Origin of the sequence: Acidovorax sp. sif1233 (assembly GCF_019218755.1) — a bacterium.
Classification (GTDB): Bacteria; Pseudomonadota; Gammaproteobacteria; order Burkholderiales; family Burkholderiaceae_C; genus Acidovorax.
In genome coordinates this window covers 1,377,845-1,394,019 of sequence record NZ_JAHUWZ010000001.1, presented here as the reverse complement: position 1 = coordinate 1,394,019, position 16,175 = coordinate 1,377,845, and the positions used below count along the sequence as shown (strand labels likewise).

At 70.4% G+C, this 16,175-nt stretch carries 16 protein-coding genes; 11 read left to right on the top strand and 5 right to left on the bottom strand.

All coding sequences use genetic code 11. The features are described from left to right. Positions 1-29 precede the first annotated feature (29 nt). Both KW843_RS06375 and KW843_RS06370 read left to right on the top strand, forming a co-directional pair. Positions 30-707 carry a hypothetical protein gene (locus tag KW843_RS06375; RefSeq protein WP_218294208.1) on the top strand — a complete coding sequence of 226 codons (678 nt, stop codon included), beginning with the start codon at positions 30-32 and terminating at the stop codon, positions 705-707. 202 nt (positions 708-909) lie between these two features. Next, entirely contained in the window at positions 910-1,890 is a 981-nt protein-coding gene (locus KW843_RS06370) for a tripartite tricarboxylate transporter substrate binding protein (protein WP_218294207.1), read from the top strand. Positions 1,891-2,018: 128 nt separating this feature from the next. On the opposite strand, the gene KW843_RS06365 is transcribed toward KW843_RS06370, so the two are convergent. After that, complete coding sequence (locus tag KW843_RS06365; RefSeq protein WP_218294206.1) at positions 2,019-2,318, bottom strand: hypothetical protein; 300 nt, start codon at positions 2,316-2,318, stop codon at positions 2,019-2,021. Between the two features lie 211 nt (positions 2,319-2,529). On the opposite strand from KW843_RS06365, the gene KW843_RS06360 reads away from it, so the two are divergent. Further along, positions 2,530-4,887 (top strand): DNA polymerase II, encoded by a 2,358-nt coding sequence (locus tag KW843_RS06360; protein ID WP_218294479.1) that lies wholly within the window; start codon positions 2,530-2,532, stop codon positions 4,885-4,887. A 107-nt stretch (positions 4,888-4,994) separates the two neighbouring features. Here KW843_RS06360 and KW843_RS06355 read toward each other — a convergent pair whose 3' ends face one another. Both KW843_RS06355 and KW843_RS06350 read right to left on the bottom strand, forming a co-directional pair. Further along, entirely contained in the window at positions 4,995-6,482 is a 1,488-nt protein-coding gene (locus KW843_RS06355; RefSeq protein WP_218294205.1) for a carotenoid oxygenase family protein, read from the bottom strand. A gap of 116 nt (positions 6,483-6,598) precedes the next feature. Beyond that, positions 6,599-8,227, bottom strand: a complete 1,629-nt coding sequence (locus tag KW843_RS06350; protein ID WP_255594565.1) for a serine hydrolase — start codon at positions 8,225-8,227, stop codon at positions 6,599-6,601. Positions 8,228-8,441: 214 nt separating this feature from the next. On the opposite strand from KW843_RS06350, the gene serB reads away from it, so the two are divergent. The 5 genes from serB to KW843_RS06325 all read left to right on the top strand — a co-directional run bounded on the left by serB (position 8,442) and on the right by KW843_RS06325 (position 13,535). After that, entirely contained in the window at positions 8,442-9,155 is a 714-nt protein-coding gene (serB, locus tag KW843_RS06345; RefSeq protein ID WP_218294204.1) for a phosphoserine phosphatase SerB, read from the top strand. A gap of 32 nt (positions 9,156-9,187) precedes the next feature. After that, the gene (locus tag KW843_RS06340) at positions 9,188-9,784 is read left to right on the top strand and encodes a redoxin domain-containing protein (RefSeq protein ID WP_218294203.1); all 597 of its coding nucleotides are present in this window, start codon (positions 9,188-9,190) and stop codon (positions 9,782-9,784) included. A 158-nt stretch (positions 9,785-9,942) separates the two neighbouring features. Continuing rightward, positions 9,943-10,407 (top strand): (2Fe-2S)-binding protein, encoded by a 465-nt coding sequence (locus KW843_RS06335; protein ID WP_218294202.1) that lies wholly within the window; start codon positions 9,943-9,945, stop codon positions 10,405-10,407. Continuing rightward, positions 10,404-12,503 (top strand): xanthine dehydrogenase family protein molybdopterin-binding subunit, encoded by a 2,100-nt coding sequence (locus KW843_RS06330; protein WP_218294201.1) that lies wholly within the window; start codon positions 10,404-10,406, stop codon positions 12,501-12,503. The genes KW843_RS06335 and KW843_RS06330 overlap by 4 nt, the downstream gene beginning before the upstream one ends. A gap of 24 nt (positions 12,504-12,527) precedes the next feature. Continuing rightward, entirely contained in the window at positions 12,528-13,535 is a 1,008-nt protein-coding gene (locus KW843_RS06325) for an AraC family transcriptional regulator (RefSeq protein WP_218294200.1), read from the top strand. A gap of 56 nt (positions 13,536-13,591) precedes the next feature. Here the strand turns inward: KW843_RS06325 and KW843_RS06320 are convergent, their stop codons facing one another. After that, on the bottom strand, positions 13,592-14,092 hold the full coding sequence (locus KW843_RS06320; protein ID WP_218294199.1) for an Rrf2 family transcriptional regulator: 501 nt from the start codon (positions 14,090-14,092) through the stop codon (positions 13,592-13,594). 90 nt (positions 14,093-14,182) lie between these two features. Between KW843_RS06320 and ytfE the strand changes: the two genes are divergently transcribed. Both ytfE and KW843_RS06310 read left to right on the top strand, forming a co-directional pair. Further along, complete coding sequence (gene ytfE, locus KW843_RS06315) at positions 14,183-14,953, top strand: iron-sulfur cluster repair protein YtfE (RefSeq protein WP_218294198.1); 771 nt, start codon at positions 14,183-14,185, stop codon at positions 14,951-14,953. Further along, a complete protein-coding gene (locus KW843_RS06310; protein WP_218294197.1) occupies positions 14,950-15,402 on the top strand; it encodes a group III truncated hemoglobin in 453 nt (150 codons plus the stop codon). Before ytfE ends, KW843_RS06310 begins: the two co-directional genes overlap by 4 nt. A 51-nt stretch (positions 15,403-15,453) precedes the next feature. Here KW843_RS06310 and KW843_RS06305 read toward each other — a convergent pair whose 3' ends face one another. Then, a complete protein-coding gene (locus tag KW843_RS06305) occupies positions 15,454-15,627 on the bottom strand; it encodes a LiaI-LiaF-like domain-containing protein (protein ID WP_218294196.1) in 174 nt (57 codons plus the stop codon). A gap of 262 nt (positions 15,628-15,889) precedes the next feature. On the opposite strand from KW843_RS06305, the gene KW843_RS06300 reads away from it, so the two are divergent. Continuing rightward, the gene (locus KW843_RS06300) at positions 15,890-16,096 is read left to right on the top strand and encodes a hypothetical protein (protein WP_218294195.1); all 207 of its coding nucleotides are present in this window, start codon (positions 15,890-15,892) and stop codon (positions 16,094-16,096) included. Positions 16,097-16,175: the final 79 nt, after the last annotated feature.

The following is a 16,175-nucleotide window of genomic DNA, read 5'->3' as shown; positions in this document are numbered from 1 at the left end:
GAAGCTATCAAAACAATAGTAATTTAGAAATGGAAGCCGCCCTGGCCCTGATCGCCCTGGTTGCCGCGCTGGCCGCCCGGCCCTGGCGGCTGCTGGCCAGCCGAAAGCCCCTGGCGCATGAGGCAGGGCACGGCGCCCCCGCCCCGCTGTGGACGCCGCTGCTGGCCACGCTCGTCCTGCTGCCCTGGGTCTGGGCCCTGCCCACGCTGCACCAGATGCCGCTGCAACTGCAGTGGTCGGGCGCGTGCCTGGTACTGCTCATGCTGGGTTGGCCGCTGGCCGTGCCGACGCTGCTGGCGGTGGGCGCCATCGCTGCGTGGGTCTCGCCCGGCCTGGGCGGATGGGATGCGCTGGGCATCGCCGTGTGGCAGGGCGTGGTGCCCGCCACGCTGGCGCTGCTGCTGGGCGTGGCGCTGCGCCGCCTGGCGGGGGCCCGATCGCTCGCGGGCGTGCGCGCCTTCGTCTATGTGCTGGGCCGGGGGTTTCTGGGCACTGCGCTGTGCCTGTTCGTGGCGGGCACCCTGTCGCAATGGAGCGGCCACACGCTGCCCGGTGTGGGCGACCAGCTCTCGCTCGTGGCGCGCTGGCTGATGGCCTGGGGCGACGCGGTGGTCACCGGCATGCTGTGCGCGGTGTTCGTGGCGTTCAAGCCCGAATGGCTGGCCACCTGGTCGGACGATCTGTACCTGCATCAGAAAAAGGGCTGAAGCGCTTTTTCATTCAGCGCAAGCAGCTATCAAAAAAAGAGCAAACGGGCGCTTCGAGGGGCCTCTTCCTGGCGTGCAGGGAGGTCTGGTGCAGGAATTGCTTGAGAACGGAACACGCGGTATACCTGCGAAAAGGCAATGCCCACCCGCGCCCGCGGGGGCTCGCCTGGCGTGCTGTCCGTCCACCCTTGGGAGCTGTTCCATGCAATTTCGACGTCTTGCCCCGGCCCTGGCCTGTACCGTTCTTTCGCTGTATTGCGCAGCCTCTGCCTGGGCCCAGGGCACCTACCCCGACCGCCCCGTCAAGGTCATCGTGGCGCTTCCCGCGGGCGGCAGTGCCGACATGATCGCGCGCGTGGTCACGCAGAAGATGGCGGCCGAGCTGGGCCAGCCCTTCGTGGTGGACAACAAGGCCGGCGCATCCGGGCAGATCGGCACGCCGCTGGTCTCGCGCGCCGCGCCCGATGGCTACACGCTGATGGTCTCGCCGGCGTCTTTCCTCACCACCAACAAGAGCATCTTCAAGACCCTGCCCTACGACCCCGAAGCCGACTTCGTGCCCGTCACCAAGTTCGTGAACCAGCCCATGGTGCTGGTGGTCAAGGACAAGCAGAAATTCCCCACCGTGGCCGCCGTGCTGGCCGCCGCCAAGGCCGCGCCGGGCAAGCTGACCTACGCCTCGTCGGGCGACGGCAGCCCGCAGCACCTGGCGGGGCTGATGTTCACCACCCGCACCAAAACCGACCTGCTGCACGTGCCCTACAAGGGCGGCGCCCCGGCCATCAACGATGCCCTGGCCGGCACGGTGGACATGCTGTTCGCCGTGCTGCCCGAGGCGCTGCCGCACATCCAGTCGGGCAAGCTGCATGCGCTGGGCCTGATGGCTTCGCAGCGCACCGCCACCCTGCCGCAGACGCCCACCATGGCCGAAGCGGGCGCGCCGGAGATGAACCTCTCGGCCTGGGTGGGCCTGCTGGCACCGGCCAAGACGCCCCAGCCCGTCATCGACCGGCTGCAGCGCGCCGCCCACGCCGCCCTGGCCGACCCTGACACCAAGGCCAAGCTCGCCGCCAGCGGCATGGAAGTGGCGCCGGGCACCGGCCAGCAGCTCAAGGACGCGATCACGCAGGAGATCAAGGTCCATGCCGAGCTGGTGAAGGCGGCGGGGCTGGTCCCGCAGTAGGCCGCCGCCCTGGCGGACCTCCCGCCCCGAAAGGCCTGCACCATCCCCGAAAAATCGCCCCACACCCATGGATCTGGCACTCTGCGGACCTGCCGGGCTTCGGCAACCCCGTCAACGCGGCGGTACGGTCAGGGCTCGCGCAGCAACCGGGCATAGCGCCACAGCCCCCAGGCCACGCCCACGGCCAGGCCGATGGCCACGCTCCAGCCCACCGGGACACCGACTGCGAAGGCCAGCAGCAGCATCAGGCCCGCACTCACCAGCGAGATCAGCACCAGCGTCACGAAGTCGAAGTGCGCCACCGCCAGCGTGTCCTCGGCCACGCTGCGCTCCCGGCTTCCGCGCCTGTCGCGCTGGGACCGGAACAGCAGCACGTCGACCACGAACTCGAAAAAGCCAACAACAATATCGACCAGGAAACTGAACATCGGAATGCTCCGTGCTTGCAGGGGCTGCCATCGTAGCGCCGGGCATCGCCGGCAAAGGCCCCACTCCGGGCCGGTGAATCAATGCGCCAGCGCCACACCGTGTGAGCGTAGCGGGGCAACGGCATCCGCCCGCTGCTTCGGCGAGAATCAGCACCCCGACGATCTTCCCACCCCCTTGCGTGCCTTCTGCCTGCCCGTGGCCTCCATCCCCATGAAGGGCTTCATCCTCACGCGCCACTGGCGGGACACACCGGCGGGCACCGAGATCGAGTACTGGCTGGCGACGGATGCCGGGCCGCTGAAGGTGCTGCTGACCGGCCAGACCTCGGTGGCCTTCGTCGAGGCGCGGCACCAGGGCACGGTGGACGCGCAGCTCCTGGCCCTGCCGGGTGTGGAACTGCGCGGGCTTGAGCTCAGGAGCTTTCAGCAAGAGCCCGTGATCGGGGTCTACGCCAGGCACTATCGCCAGCTGGGGCGCCTGGCGCGCTCGCTGCAGCAGCTGGGCATCTCCCTGCTCGAAGCCGACGTGCGCCCGCACGAGCGCTACCTGATGGAACGCTTCATCACCGCCGGTGTGCAAGTGGAAGGCGGGTGCACCGAGAACGGCGCCCGCGTGGACTGCAGGCTGGCGCCCGCGCCCGGCTACCGGCCCGCGCTGAAGGTCGTGTCGCTGGACATCGAGACCAGCCAGCACCAGGCGCTGTACTCCATCGCGCTCGACGGCATGGCCGAGCGCGTGGTGTACATGCTGGGCGAGCCGCCCTCCGCATCCACGGAGCAACCGGGCTTTGCGCTCATCTACTGCCCCACCCGCCAAGCGATGATCGAGCAGCTCAACGACTGGTTCGAGCGCAACGACCCGGACGTGGTCATCGGCTGGAACGTGATCCAGTTCGACCTGCATGTGCTGCAAAAGACCGCCGACGAGTGCGCCACGCCGCTGCTGCCGGGCCGCGAGCGCCGGCCCATTGCCTGGCGCACGCACCCGGGCAAGCAGGGCTACCTCTTCGCGCCCATGCCCGGGCGGGTGGTCATCGACGGCATCGAGGCGCTGCGTGCGGCCGTGTGGAGCTTTGCGTCGTTCAGCCTCGAAAACGTCTCGCAGCAGCTGCTGGGCGAGGGCAAGGAGATCGGGGACGAGTACGACAAGATGGCCGAGATCGAGCGGCGCTACCAGCACGACAAGCCCGCGCTGGCCACCTACAACATCCGCGACTGCGAGCTGGTGCTGCGCATCTTCGAGAAGGCCCGGCTGCTGCAGTTCGTGATGGAGCGGGCCCACACCACCGGCCTGCAGATGGACCACTTCGGCGGCTCCATCGCCGCGTTCAGCCACCACTACCTGCCGCGCATGCACCGCCTGGGGTACGTGGCCCCGAATGTGGGCGAGATCCAGGGCAAGTCCTCGCCCGGCGGCTATGTGATGGACTCCCGGCCCGGCTTCTACGACTCCGTGGTGGTGCTGGACTACAAGAGTCTGTACCCCTCGATCATCCGCACCTTCCTCGTCGACCCGGTGGGGTATGTGGAGGGCCTGCACGCCAGCGATGCGGCGCCGCTGATCCGGGGCCCGCTGGGCACGCGCTTCTCGCGCGACAGGCACTGCCTGCCGGAGATCGTCACCACCCTCTGGCGCGCGCGCGACGAGGCCAAGCGCGCGAAGAACGAGCCCCTGTCCCAGGCGCTGAAGCTGGTGATGAACTCGTTCGCCGGCGTGCTCGGTGCGTCGGAATGCCGCTTCTTCAACCCGCAGGTGATCTCGGCGATCACCCTGCGCGGCCATGCGATGGTGAAAGCCACCCGCGACTTCGTGGAGCAACGCGGCTACGAGGCCATCTACGGCGATACCGACTCCATCTTCATCTGGCTCAGGCGCACCCACACCAACGCCGAGGCGCACGCCGTGGCCGCCGGACTGGTCAAGGACATCAACGCCTGGTGGACGCGCACCCTGCGCGAAGAGCAGGGCCTTGAGAACTACCTCGAGATCGAGTTCGACACGCACTACAGGAAGTTCTTCATGCCCACCATCCGCGGATCGGACGTGGGCAGCAAGAAGCGCTACGCCGGCCTGAGCGTGGACGTGGAGGGCAAGGAGGAGATGGTCTACCGCGGCCTGGAGATGGCCCGCAGCGACTGGACGCCCCTGGCCCGGCAGTTCCAGGAAGGGCTGCTCTCGCGCGTGTTCCAGGGCATGCCCTACCGGGACTTCGTGGCCGGCTACGCGCAGGCCACCCTGGCCGGCGGCAAGGACGACCTGCTCGTCTACCGCAAGCGCCTGCGCCACCGCCTGGACGCCTACGTGGCCAACGTCCCGCCACAGGTGCGTGCCGCCCGCATGGCCGACGAATACAACGCCCGCAGGGGCCGGCCCCAGCAGTACCAGAGCGGCGGCTGGATCCGCTACGTCATGACCCGCAACGGGCCTGAGCCGCTGGAGGCGCGCCGTTCCCCCATCGACTACGGGCACTACCTCACCAAGCAGATCCAGCCGATCGCGGACGCCATCCTGCAGCCGCTGGGCGAGAGTTTCTCCCACCTGACCTCGGCCCAGCAGGACCTGTTCTAGCGCCGGCCACCTGGCTCGGCAAGGCGGGCCCAGGGCAAGGCACAAACCGCCGGGCGCACCGCGGCTACCGGCGCGGTGCGGTTGCGGTGCAGGTGAAGACGCTCATCTCAGGCCCGCTTCCACGCCGCATGGAAGCCGAACGGCACCACCTGCGGCAGGCGCAGCGTGGCCAGGCAGTGCATGCTGGCCGGGTCGACCACGCCGATCACCGTGCCGGTGTCGTCCTCGGCCAGCGTGGGCACCAGCAGCACGCCGTCGTCCTCGGCGCTGGAGCCGGGGCGGTCCACGAACAGGGGCTCCATCTGCACGGCGGCCTCGCGCTGCCAAGTGCCGGCGATGCGGCCGCCGTCCAGGTCCAGCTTCACGGTGCGGTCGAACATGGGGGCCTTGCCTTCGGGGTCGAAGCCCGCGAACCAGGCGTGGCGGGACTGCTTCCGGCCCCAGTAGGCGCCATGCACGGCGGGCAGCTCCACGCTGGCGCCTTCCACCAGCGTCCGGGGCTGCGCATCGCTGCGGCCGGGCTCCAGCCGGTAGCGCTGCACGCGGTGCTGCACGCCCACCGGCACCCCGGCGCGCAGGCGCTCCAGACGCAGGGCGCTGAAGATCTCGGGGCCATCGGTGGTGCACAGGTCCAGCACCAGCACGGGTGCGCCACGGCCGTCGGGGCTGGGCTCGTCCCAGGCCTGCACGGCATGAAAACCGGTCATCGCCGGCACGGCCCAGCTGCGCACGCTGCCGTCGATGAGCGAGATGGCGTCGATGCGCGAGCCCAGGGACTGGTTCCACGCAAAGCTGTCGATGAAACCCCTGCCCGACAGCGCCAGCTTGATCGCGTTGAGCCGCATGGCCGGCTGCCACACGATGGCATGGGTGGGCGTCATCGCAAACGCATGCAGGTAGCCGGCCTGGCGCACGGACCAGCGCGCCAGCACCTCGCGCCGCCGGCTGCCCTGGACGATCTTGAACAGCTTGTAGGTGCACTGGGGGCCCACCTCCAGCCCCACGTTCCAGTAGGCGCCCTGCGCGTCCGTCATGCCATGGGCCGACATCACGTGGATCACCTCGGCATCGTCGTACACGATGCGCCCCGTGGTGGCCAGCGTGTCGGGATCGAAGCTGGTGAGCAGCGGCGTCTCGGTCTGCGCCACCCATTGCGAGCCGATGCGCGCCATCACCACCGCCCCGTTGTCCGTCACCTTGGGGTGGCGCAGGCGGCGCAAGCGCGTGAAGAAGCCCGCCGGGTCCGGCGTGCCAAAGGCCGCACGCGCCGGCTTGCGCGCCGCCAGGCTTTCGCGCAGGTCGTCGGTCTGCAGGTAGCGGCTGCGGTAGGTGGCACTGGCCCCGCCCATGTCCCCCGGGGCCAGCCGTACCCGGTGCAGCATGGCCAGGCCATCGAACCAGTGTTCGTAGCTGCCGTGCGGCAGGTCCCACAGCGCCGGGCCGTTGAGCAGCAGGCTGCCGCCGATGAGCCATGGGGGAATCTGGCCGCGGATCTCGACCGGGGCGTCGGACATTTCGCGGGCGATGGATTGGAGGCCGCGCAGGCGGCCCAGGGGGCTGGATGGCGCTGGTGCTGCGGACTGGGCGAGGGTCATGGGCTTCTGGTCAAAATGGCTGTTCAGGCGTCTTGACACGGGTGTGCGTCCATCATGTCCCAAACCGGGCCAAGGCTGCAGTGGAAATTTACCCAGGGAACTCGCACATGCCGCCCCTACCCGGCAGCCCGCCCCCGCACCTGCCCCCTGACCCCCCAGTTGTTCTCCAGCCCCACGTTCACCGCCCTCCCGCCATCCTCGAATTTCAGCGTGATGACGGTGACCTCCCCATCGGCCACCGAGCGCGAGATGAGCTGGAAGCTCTGCGCATCGAGCCAGTGGCCCTTGATGGCGATGACCCTGTCGGGGCCCTGCGGGGCGGTGCGGTACAGGCCGTCCAGGCCCAGGGGGCCGGCCACGGGCTCGCGCGGCAGCTCCGGACGGCCGGGATCGAACGTGACTTCATAGCGCGGATTGGCGGGGGTCAGGTCCAGCACCAGGCGCTGGATGCCCAGGGGGTTGCGCTCCAGCACCCAGGCCTTGCGCGAGACGGTGGCGGCCAGCTCGGGGGTGATGGCCGGGCTGGCGCTGGGCTTTTCCACCCCGGCGTCGCGGATGCGCGCGGCCAGCTGCTCCTGCGCGGCGCTGTCGGCGGGCAGCGGCTCGTGCGAGCGGGCCGCCGCAATGATCTGGTCAAGGAACGGAGGCAGCGGGTAGTTGCGCCGGCCCGTGACCGCCACGACCACGTCCAGGTCGGGCAGCACCACGATGAGCTGGCGGTTGAAGCCGGCCGTGAAGTAGGCGCGCCTGGACGGGATGCTCCACCAGCCGTTGGCGTACCTGAAGGCAGGCGCGGCGCTGCCGAAACCCATGTCCACCACCGGATTGAAGACCTGCTCCACCCAGGCGGCGGGCAGCAGCTGGCGGCCGTTCCACTGGCCCCGGCGCAGGTAGAGGTACCCGATGCGCGCCATGTCGCGCGGGTGCAGGTACAGGCCCCAGCCGCCCACCTCGATGCCCTGCGGGTCCTTGCGCCAGCGCACGTCGGTGATGCCCAGGGGGCCGAACAGGCGCTTTTGCGCATAGGCCAGGGTGCTGCCGCCGGTCTTGTGTGCGAGGATGGCCGAGAGCAGGTGGGTGTTGCCGCTGTTGTAGTTGAAGCCCGCGCCGGGCGCCTGGGCCATGGGCCGGTCGAGCACGAAGCCCTGCCAGTCGCGCGCGCGGGCCAGCTGCAGCATGGTCTCGGGCACGGCGTCGCTCAGCGGCTCGATCCAGTGCAGGCCCGAGGTCATGTCCAGCAGGTGGCCCAGGGTCATGGCCTTCTTGGCGGCATCGGCGCTGGCGACCTGGCGGCCTTCGAAGAAGTCGAGCACGGGCACGTCGCGCGAGGCGATCAGCCCGTCCTGGATGGCCATGCCGGTGAGCGTGGCGACGATGCCCTTGGTGGTGGAGTTGACGGCGTGCTGGAGCCCCTCGCGGTAGGGGGCGTAGAAGGCTTCGGCCACGAGGGTGCCGTGGCGCGTGACGAGCAGGCTGTCCATGCCCTGCGCGGCGCCGTAGCCGATGAGCCTGGCCAGCGCCGCGGAATCCATGCCCTGGGCCTCGGGCGTGCTTTCGGCCCAGTCGTCGCCCGGCCATGGGGCCACGGCGGGGGCGGCCTGTGGTGCGGGCGCCGCGGCATCTTGCGCGGCCGCCACCGCGAAGGGTGCGGCGGCACCGGCCAGCAGCACGGCCGTGGCCTGCCTGCGGTTGATCGGTGCGGCGCCGGCCTGCCCAGCCGCCCTGCGTCCCCTGTGCATCGCCATCGCCTGCCTCCCTCCGTTGCATGTTGTGCGGGAATCATATGCGCCCGGCCGTGCGCGCTCCGGCCCGCTGTGCGGGGAGCGTTGCCGTTTTTCCACGCCGGCATCGCCAGCAGGCGCCGGGCCGATGCGGCCCTGCCCGCCTCCGCCCGAGCCCCGGGGCACGGGCGATACCATTGCGGGTTCCGATCTCCGCATTTGCCAAGAGCGCCCCGCCATGAAAAACGCCACCGAATTCGCCCCCGGCCTTGTTGTCCAGGGCATCGAACCCCCGCTGTCCCTGTCCGCCTACAAACTCATCGCGTTCGACATGGACTCCACCCTCATCAACATCGAGTGCGTGGACGAGATCGCCGATGCCGCCGGCCGCAAGGCCGAGGTGGCCGCCATCACCGAAGCCGCCATGCAGGGCATCATCACCGACTACAAGGAAAGCCTGCGCCAGCGCGTGGCCCTGCTCAAAGGCGTGACGGTGCAGCACATGGAGCAGGTGTTCAGCGAGCGCCTGCGCTTCAACCCCGGCGCCCAGGAGCTGATCACCGCCGCCAAGGCCGCGGGCCTGACCACGCTGCTGGTCTCGGGCGGCTTCACCTTCTTTGCCGACCGTGTGAAGGCCGGGCTGGGCATCGACTTCGCCCGCTCCAACATGCTGGAGGTGGACAACGGCCAGCTCACCGGCCGCATGGTGGACCAGGCCTGGGGCGACATCTGCGACGGCGCGGAAAAACGCCGCACGCTGCTGGAAGTGGCCTCGCTCATGGGCATTGCGCCATCCCAGGCCATCGCCGTGGGCGACGGCGCCAACGACCTGCCCATGATGGATGCCGCGGGCCTGTCGGTGGCCTACCACGCCAAGCCCGCCGTGCGTGCGCAGGCCAAGGTGGCCATCAACCAGGGCGGGCTGGACCGCCTGCTGGAAGTGCTGCGCTGATCCACAGTCCTTCGCCCGCGCATCGCCCCGCCATGCTCCGGTCCTTCTTCGCCCGCGCATGGTTCTCACTGCGCACTGGCTGGAAGCAGCACCTGGCCACCCTCGCGCTGGCGTGGATCGCCGTCGTGGCGGTGGACACCTGGCGCACGCGCGATCTGCCCCGGGGGCCCGCGCCCGATGCACTGCTGGTGATGGCATCCACCCCCACCGGCGCCACCACCACTCCGCCCGCCGGCACCACCCTGGCGCAATGGCGCGCGCAGCACCCCGGCCAGGCCGTGGCCCTGCATTTCTGGGCCGAATGGTGTGCGGTCTGCAAGCTGGAAGAGCCCGGCATCGCCAGCCTGTCCACCGACTGGCCCCTGCTGGGCGTGGCCATGCAATCGGGCAATGCCGAGCGGGTCGCGCAGGTGCAGCGCCAACGCGGCATGGCCTGGCCCACGGCGGTGGACCCGCAGGGCACGCTCTCGCGCAGCTGGGGCGTGCGCGCCGTGCCCGCGCTGGTGGTCATCGACGCCCAGGGCCAGGTGCGGTTCGCCACCTCGGGCTATACGCCGCAATGGGCGATGCGCCTGCGCCTGTGGTGGGCGCAGACCATGCCGCAGTGGAATGCCATGCTCCCGAAATAATAGCTACCAACGCTTGAAGAATAAGCGCTAGCGGCCATTTTCATTCATATCCCTGGCGTGGCGAGCCCCTTGCCGCACCGGTCCGTCTGGCGCAGATCTTCAAGACGTGCCGCCCCTGCCTTTGCACACTGGCCTCCATACCACCACCGGAGGCCCGCATGCACATCACCCTGAACCAGCAACACCAGCCCGTGCCGCCCGGCTGGGAGGACGAACCCCTGCTCTGGCTGCTGCGCGAGCCGCTGGGCCTGGTCGGCACCCGCTTTGGCTGCGGCGTGGGCCAATGTGGCGCCTGCACGGTGCTCATTGACGGGGTGGCGCAGCGCGCCTGCCTGCACACCGCACGCGGGCTGCAGGGGCGCGCCGTCACCACCGTCGAAGGGCTGGCTGCGGGCGACGGCACGCTGCACCCCGTGCAACAGGCCTGGCTGGACCTGCGCGTGCCCCAGTGCGGCTACTGCCAGAGCGGCCAGATCATGGGCGCGGTGGCCCTGCTGCGCGCCACGCCCCGGCCCACCGATGCGCAGATCGACGCCGCCATGTCGGCCCACCTGTGCCGCTGCGGCACCCAGCACCGGGTGCGGGCGGCCATCCACCAGGCCGCCCAGGGCACCGCGCCATGAAGCGCCGCCAGTTTCTGGCCACCGCTGGCGCCGGGGCGCTCACGGTCACGCTGGCGGGCTGCTCGCTGGTGCCGGTGATCCCCCAGCGCCCCACCTCCACCGCCGATGACGCCCTGGGCTGGATACGCCACGAAGGCGGCCGCTACACGCTGTGGCTGCCCAGCACCGAGATGGGCCAGCAGATCAGCGCCGCGCTGCAGGGCCTGGCGGCCCAGGAGCTGGGCGTGCCGCCCGCGCAGGTGCACCTGCGGCTGCCCGCCACCACCGACATCGCCCGCATGCGCGCCACCGTGGGCAGCGCCAGCGTGCAGGATTTCGCCCTGCCGCTGGCACGCGCCTGCGCCACCCTGCGCGAGGCGCTGGCCCAGGGGCGGACCACGGGCACGCTCGGCGCGCGCGACATCCCTGCCAGCGCCCTGCGCAGCCTGCAGCCGCGCGCAGGCGCCCGGCCGCCCGCCGCCCCGGCCCCCGGCCAGCTGCACGCCATCGTCACGGGCCAGCCCCTGTTCGCGGGCGACACGCGCCTGCCCGGGCTGCTGTACGGACGCGTGCTGCGCGCACCGGCGTCGGCCGAGCTGACCTCGCACCCCCGGTCCTTCGACGAGGCCGCCGCGCGCGCCGACCCCGCCTGCGTGGCCGTGCTGCAAAGCCCCCGCCTGCGGCAGATGGGCAGCCGGGGCCTGGGCATCGTGGCGCGCACGCCCGCCGCGCTCGACCGCATCGAGGCCGCGCTGGCCGTGCAGTGGGAGGTGGATGGCGCCTTCGGGCAGCCGGCCATCGACGAGCGCATCGACATCGACCAGCACCTGCGCCGTGGCCGCCTGCAGCATGCCGTGCGCCAGGACGACGTGCCCGGGGACACCCTGTGGACGCTGGACCTGCGCATGGACATCCCGCTGGCCGCCCACGCGCCCATCGAGCCCCGCAGCGCCACCGCGCAGTGGATGCCGCAGGAAGGCGAAGGCCCCGCGCTGCGCGTATGGGCCGGGACGCAGGACATGTTCTACATCCGCGACGTGCTCGCCCGCCAGCTCGGCCTGGAGGCGGGGCGCATCGCGGTGCAGGCCTGCCGCGTGGGTGGCGGCTTTGGCGGGCGCACGCTGTGCACGGTGGAGCTGGAAGCCGCCGTGCTCGCCCAGGCGGCGGGCGCGCCGGTCAAGGTGCAATGGAGCCGCGCGCAGGAATTTGCCCAGGGCTTCCAGCGCCCGCCGTCGAGCCACCGCATCCGCGCCCGCGTGCACCAGGGGCGCCTGACCCACTGGTGGCATGCCTTCGCCAGCAGCCACATCCTGTTCACGCCCGCCGCCATGCCGGTGTGGATGCAACGCCTGGCCGACCTGGCGGGCGACAGCGGCGTGGCGCGCGGCGCGCAGTTGCCGTATGGCGTGCCCCGGCAGCGCATCGAATTCACCGCCGCCCGGCTGCCCGTGCACACGGGCCCCTGGCGCGGCCTGGGCGCGGGGCCCAACACCCTGGCCGTGGAAAGCGCCATGGACGAATGCGCGCGCATCGCGGGGGCCGACCCGCTGGACTGGCGCCTGCGCCACACCTCGGACACGCGCCTTGGCGCCGTGCTGGCGCAAGCCGCCAGCCACGCGCGCTGGGGCGAACGCCCCCGCAGCGACGCCACCACGCTGCGCGGCCGCGGCATCGCGGGCGGTATCTACAAGGGCTTGAGCTACGCCGCCGCCGTGGCCGATGTGGAGGTGCACCGGGGCACGGGCGAGGTGCGCGTGACCGCGATCTGGTGCGCCCACGACTGCGGCCTCGTCCTGCAGCCCGATGGCGTGCGCGCCCAGACCGAGGGCAACCTCGTCTGGTGCCTGGGCATGGTGCTGCTGGAGCAAGTCCCCGTGGCGCGTTCGGGCGTGGCGGCGGCCACCTTCGCCGACTATCCGCTGCCGCGCATGGGCGACGTGCCGCCGCTGCACGTGCACCTGGTGGACAGCCGCGAGCCCCCGACGGGCGCCGGCGAGACCGCCATGGTCGCGGGGGCGGGGGCCATCGCCAACGCGCTGCGCGACGCCACCGGCGTGCGATTCACCCGCCTGCCCGTGCGCCGCGCGGACGTGCAACACGCGCTGGCCCCGCGCTAGGCCGCGCGGGCACAATCCGGCCCCATGCAAGACTTCGCCAGCGCCGCCATGGTCCGCCTGCTGGTGCGCGCCATGCACGCGCACGGCCTGGCGCCGCCGCCCGCGCCCCATGGCCTGCACGGCGGTCCCCAGGGCAGCCGCGTGCCCCTGGCCTGCAAGCGCGCGGTGGTGGAAGCCATCCTGCGGCAGGGCGGGCCCGCGATGCTGCTGCGGCTGGCCCAGCGGGTGGACCTGCTGCAAGGCGACCCCGTGCACCGGGCCCTGATGGGCGCCGCCGACATGGCCGCCCTGCTCGCCCGCTGGCAGCGCCTGGAGCGCTACGTCCACTCCCGCCATCAGGTCAGCGTGCAGGCCCTGGGCCCAGGGCGCCTGCAGCTGCGCCACCACGCACGCGCTGGCGTGGCCCAGCCGCCCCTGCCCACCGAAAGCCTCGCCGTGCTGGGTGTGCTGCTGGGCGCCGGAAAGGCCCTGGGCGTGCGCGCACTGGGGGTGGAGATGGCGGCGTCCCGCCTGCGATGGGATGCCGATGACCGGCAGGGAGGGGGACTGGCCGGGGACCTGGACGGACGGCTCGCGCAACTCATGGCGCACGGCAGGGTGGACCAGTGGGTGCTGCACTGGCAAGCCAGCGGCGCACGCGCCCCCGAGGCGCCGCCGCCGAGTGCCGCCACCGGCCTGTGCGATCCCCTGCCCTGGCCGCCCCTCGCGCATGCGCTTGCACGCCATGTGCTGCAAGACCCCGCCGCCCCGCACACCGTGGATGCGCTGGCGCGCCAGGCGGGGCTCGCGCGCCGCAGCCTGCAAAGGGCCTTGTCAGGCACCGGCCTGAGCTGCCGCAGCATCGTGGCGGAGGCCCGGGCCCGCGCCGCCGCGCAGTGGCTGCTGCAGGAGCGCCACGGCCTGGCGGAGATCGGTTTTGCCTGCGGCTTCGCGGACCAGCCGCATTTCACGCGCGAATTCGCGCGCCATGTGGGCCTGACCCCCGCCCGCTACCGGCAGGCGTTCGGGGAGCCGGTGCAAACCCCTCGGTGACTATGTTTTTAATAGCACCTTGCGCTTGACAGTAAAGCGCCACAGCCCTTTTTCGCTCAGAATTCAACCCCATCCGGCGCGGCCCGCCGCGCGGCCCCGTTGCGAGGCACAGCCACGGTGGGCAGGGCGCCGAAGCCCAGGGCGGCGGCCTGTGGCGCCATCAGATCCTCCAGCGTCACGCCATCGAGCACCGCCAGGTAGGCCTGCATGGCCTGCCACAGCACGCCCTTGAGGCGGCAATGGCTGCTCAGGCGGCACTGGTTGGTGGCGGGGTCGAAACACTCCACCAGATTGAAATCCGTCTCGGTGGCCCGCACCACCGCGCCAATGTTGATGGTGCCCGCAGGCCGCATCAGCCGCATGCCGCCTCCCCGGCCGCGCGTCGTCTCCAGCAACCCCTGGGCGGACAGCTGCTGCACGATCTTCATCAGGTGGCTGCGCGAGATGCCGTAGCCCTGCGCCACCTCGGTGATGGTCACCGGCTGCTGGCGGCCTTCGGTGGCAGCGCAGTACATGAGCACCCGCAGCGTGTAGTCGGTCCATTGGGTCAGGCGCATGGGATTTGCCCCAGGTCAATTAAAAGATGCATCTACTGAGAATTTTATTGGATAAAATATTCACATCAAATGAATCTTTAAAGGATCGCCATGAACGCCCGCGTTGATCACCTGCAAACCGCCCACCCCGCACACGCGCCCCTCGGCGCGGATCAGCAGATCGGCCAGATTGCCGTGCAGCTGCCCGGCGCCACGGCGGTGTTCCGGCGGCTCAAGCTCGACTTCTGCTGCGGCGGGCAGGTCAGCCTGGCCCATGCCGCCGCCGAGAAGGGGCTGGACGCCCATGCCGTCCTGGCGGAACTGGCGCCCCTGCAGCGCAGCGACGCCTTGCCCGAAGCCGCCTCGCCCGGCGCGCTCATCGACCACATCCTGGCGCGCTACCATGAGGTGCACCGCGCCCAGTTGCCCGAACTGATCCGCATGGCCCGCCGCGTGGAAGCCGTGCACCGCGACAACCCCATGGTGCCTGCCGGGCTGGCCGACCTGCTGGAAGACATGCACGGTGAACTGCTTTCGCACATGGCCAAGGAAGAACAGGTGCTGTTTCCGATGCTCAAGGCCGGGGGCAACCCCTTCGTGGGCCAGCCCATCGGCATGATGCGTGCCGAGCACGTGGACCATGGCGCCGCGCTGGACAAGCTCAACGCCCTGACCAACGACGCCACGCCCCCCCAGGGCGCCTGCAACACCTGGCGCGCCCTGTATGCGGGCATCGCCCAGCTGGGTGACGACCTCGTCAACCACATCCACCTCGAAAACAACGTGCTGTTCCCGCCGTTCGAGGCAGGTGCGGCGGCCCCCTCGCAGGGTTGCGGTTCGTCGGGCTGCGGGTGCAGCGGAGCGGGAGCCGCACGGCCATGAGCGATCCGGCGGCCAGCCCCCCCGGGAAGGCCTCGGCACCCAGCGTGCAGAGCATCACGCAACTGGTGCATGGCTTTTACGCCGATGTGCGGGCCGACCCGCTCCTGGGGCCCGTTTTCGACAAGGCACTGCACGGCCAGTGGGAGAACCACCTGCAGCGGCTTGTCGATTTCTGGAGCACGGTGGCGCTGGGCACGCGCAGCTTCCGCGGCGATGTCTTCGGCAAGCACATGGCGCTGGACGGCGTCACGCCAGCCCACTTCGCCGCCTGGGTAAGGCTGTGGCAGCACCACACCGAGCGCCTGTTCACGCCCGAGGTGGCGGACAGCCTGCAGGTGGCGGCGCATGGCATCGCGCGCAACCTGTTCCGGGGCTATTTCGGCAGCGACCCGGCCTTTGTGCCGCCGCGCGAAGACGACGGGCACGGCCCACGGCGGGCCGGCGGCTGACCCCGCGCGCGGGGCGATGGTCGGTGTTGCGGGTGCCCCGCGAACCCGGCCTTACTTGCCCTTGGTACCGGGCGTAAAGAACAGGGCCACGCCCACCGCGATCAGCGCGACCGGCCACCATACCCGCAGCAACTCGCGCAGGCTGATGCTGATCAGCCCCAGATTGGTCAGCAGAAAAAACACGCCCAGCACGACCAGGACGATCGCCGCAATATTGCCCTTCATGTGCATTCCCTCGGAGTGGTGAGTTGGTATCGAAGGCGATTATGGCGGCACGCAGACTCCCCAGGAGTCCCGCAGGCTCAATGCCGTGAAGCTGGCCGCCGCCGTGCCACTGGTGGCTCCCTGTGTCCGCCAGCCGGTTGTTTTGATCTCTATGCGCCAGCCCGGCGATACCCTCCCACCGGAGGCGCCAATGGCATTCCCCCAAGCCCATAGAACGGGTGGGAGTTCATACTGAGGCTCTCAGAAAAATCAGGAGAACAACGTGACCCAGAACACAGACATCGTCCTTGCACGAGGGCTCTATCGAGCCAGCGAACTCGCCTCGAAACAAGTGATAGAAGCCCAGAGCCTGGCGAAAGATCTGTTCCCCGGAGCCGACCACTCGCGCGCCGATATTCTCGCTATCGCGCAACTCATTGCGATCAACTACGCCAGCTTGCACAGCAGCACAGGCCAGCACAAGGGCTGAGGGGCGCACAGAACCACTTCCGGGGTGAGGCCTGTGGCCGGTGCAAGGACCGGCACGGGCTCGGCAGGTCTTCGCATGC

Bases quoted from the DNA above. Each gene is read 5' to 3' on its own strand.
- KW843_RS06375 (WP_218294208.1), top strand. From the start codon at position 30: ATGGAAGCCGCCCTGGCCCTGATCGCCCTGGTTGCCGCGCTGGCCGCC.
- KW843_RS06310 (WP_218294197.1), top strand. From the start codon at position 14,950: ATGAGCGATCCGGCGGCCAGCCCCCCCGGGAAGGCCTCGGCACCCAGC.
- KW843_RS06305 (WP_218294196.1), bottom strand. From the start codon at position 15,627: ATGAAGGGCAATATTGCGGCGATCGTCCTGGTCGTGCTGGGCGTGTTT.
- KW843_RS06340 (WP_218294203.1), top strand. From the start codon at position 9,188: ATGCTCCGGTCCTTCTTCGCCCGCGCATGGTTCTCACTGCGCACTGGC.
- KW843_RS06355 (WP_218294205.1), bottom strand. From the start codon at position 6,482: ATGACCCTCGCCCAGTCCGCAGCACCAGCGCCATCCAGCCCCCTGGGC.
- KW843_RS06335 (WP_218294202.1), top strand. From the start codon at position 9,943: ATGCACATCACCCTGAACCAGCAACACCAGCCCGTGCCGCCCGGCTGG.
- ytfE (WP_218294198.1), top strand. From the start codon at position 14,183: ATGAACGCCCGCGTTGATCACCTGCAAACCGCCCACCCCGCACACGCG.
- serB (WP_218294204.1), top strand. From the start codon at position 8,442: ATGAAAAACGCCACCGAATTCGCCCCCGGCCTTGTTGTCCAGGGCATC.
- KW843_RS06325 (WP_218294200.1), top strand. From the start codon at position 12,528: ATGCAAGACTTCGCCAGCGCCGCCATGGTCCGCCTGCTGGTGCGCGCC.
- KW843_RS06320 (WP_218294199.1), bottom strand. From the start codon at position 14,092: ATGCGCCTGACCCAATGGACCGACTACACGCTGCGGGTGCTCATGTAC.
- KW843_RS06365 (WP_218294206.1), bottom strand. From the start codon at position 2,318: ATGTTCAGTTTCCTGGTCGATATTGTTGTTGGCTTTTTCGAGTTCGTG.
- KW843_RS06360 (WP_218294479.1), top strand. From the start codon at position 2,530: ATGAAGGGCTTCATCCTCACGCGCCACTGGCGGGACACACCGGCGGGC.
- KW843_RS06370 (WP_218294207.1), top strand. From the start codon at position 910: ATGCAATTTCGACGTCTTGCCCCGGCCCTGGCCTGTACCGTTCTTTCG.
- KW843_RS06350 (WP_255594565.1), bottom strand. From the start codon at position 8,227: ATGGCGATGCACAGGGGACGCAGGGCGGCTGGGCAGGCCGGCGCCGCA.
- KW843_RS06330 (WP_218294201.1), top strand. From the start codon at position 10,404: ATGAAGCGCCGCCAGTTTCTGGCCACCGCTGGCGCCGGGGCGCTCACG.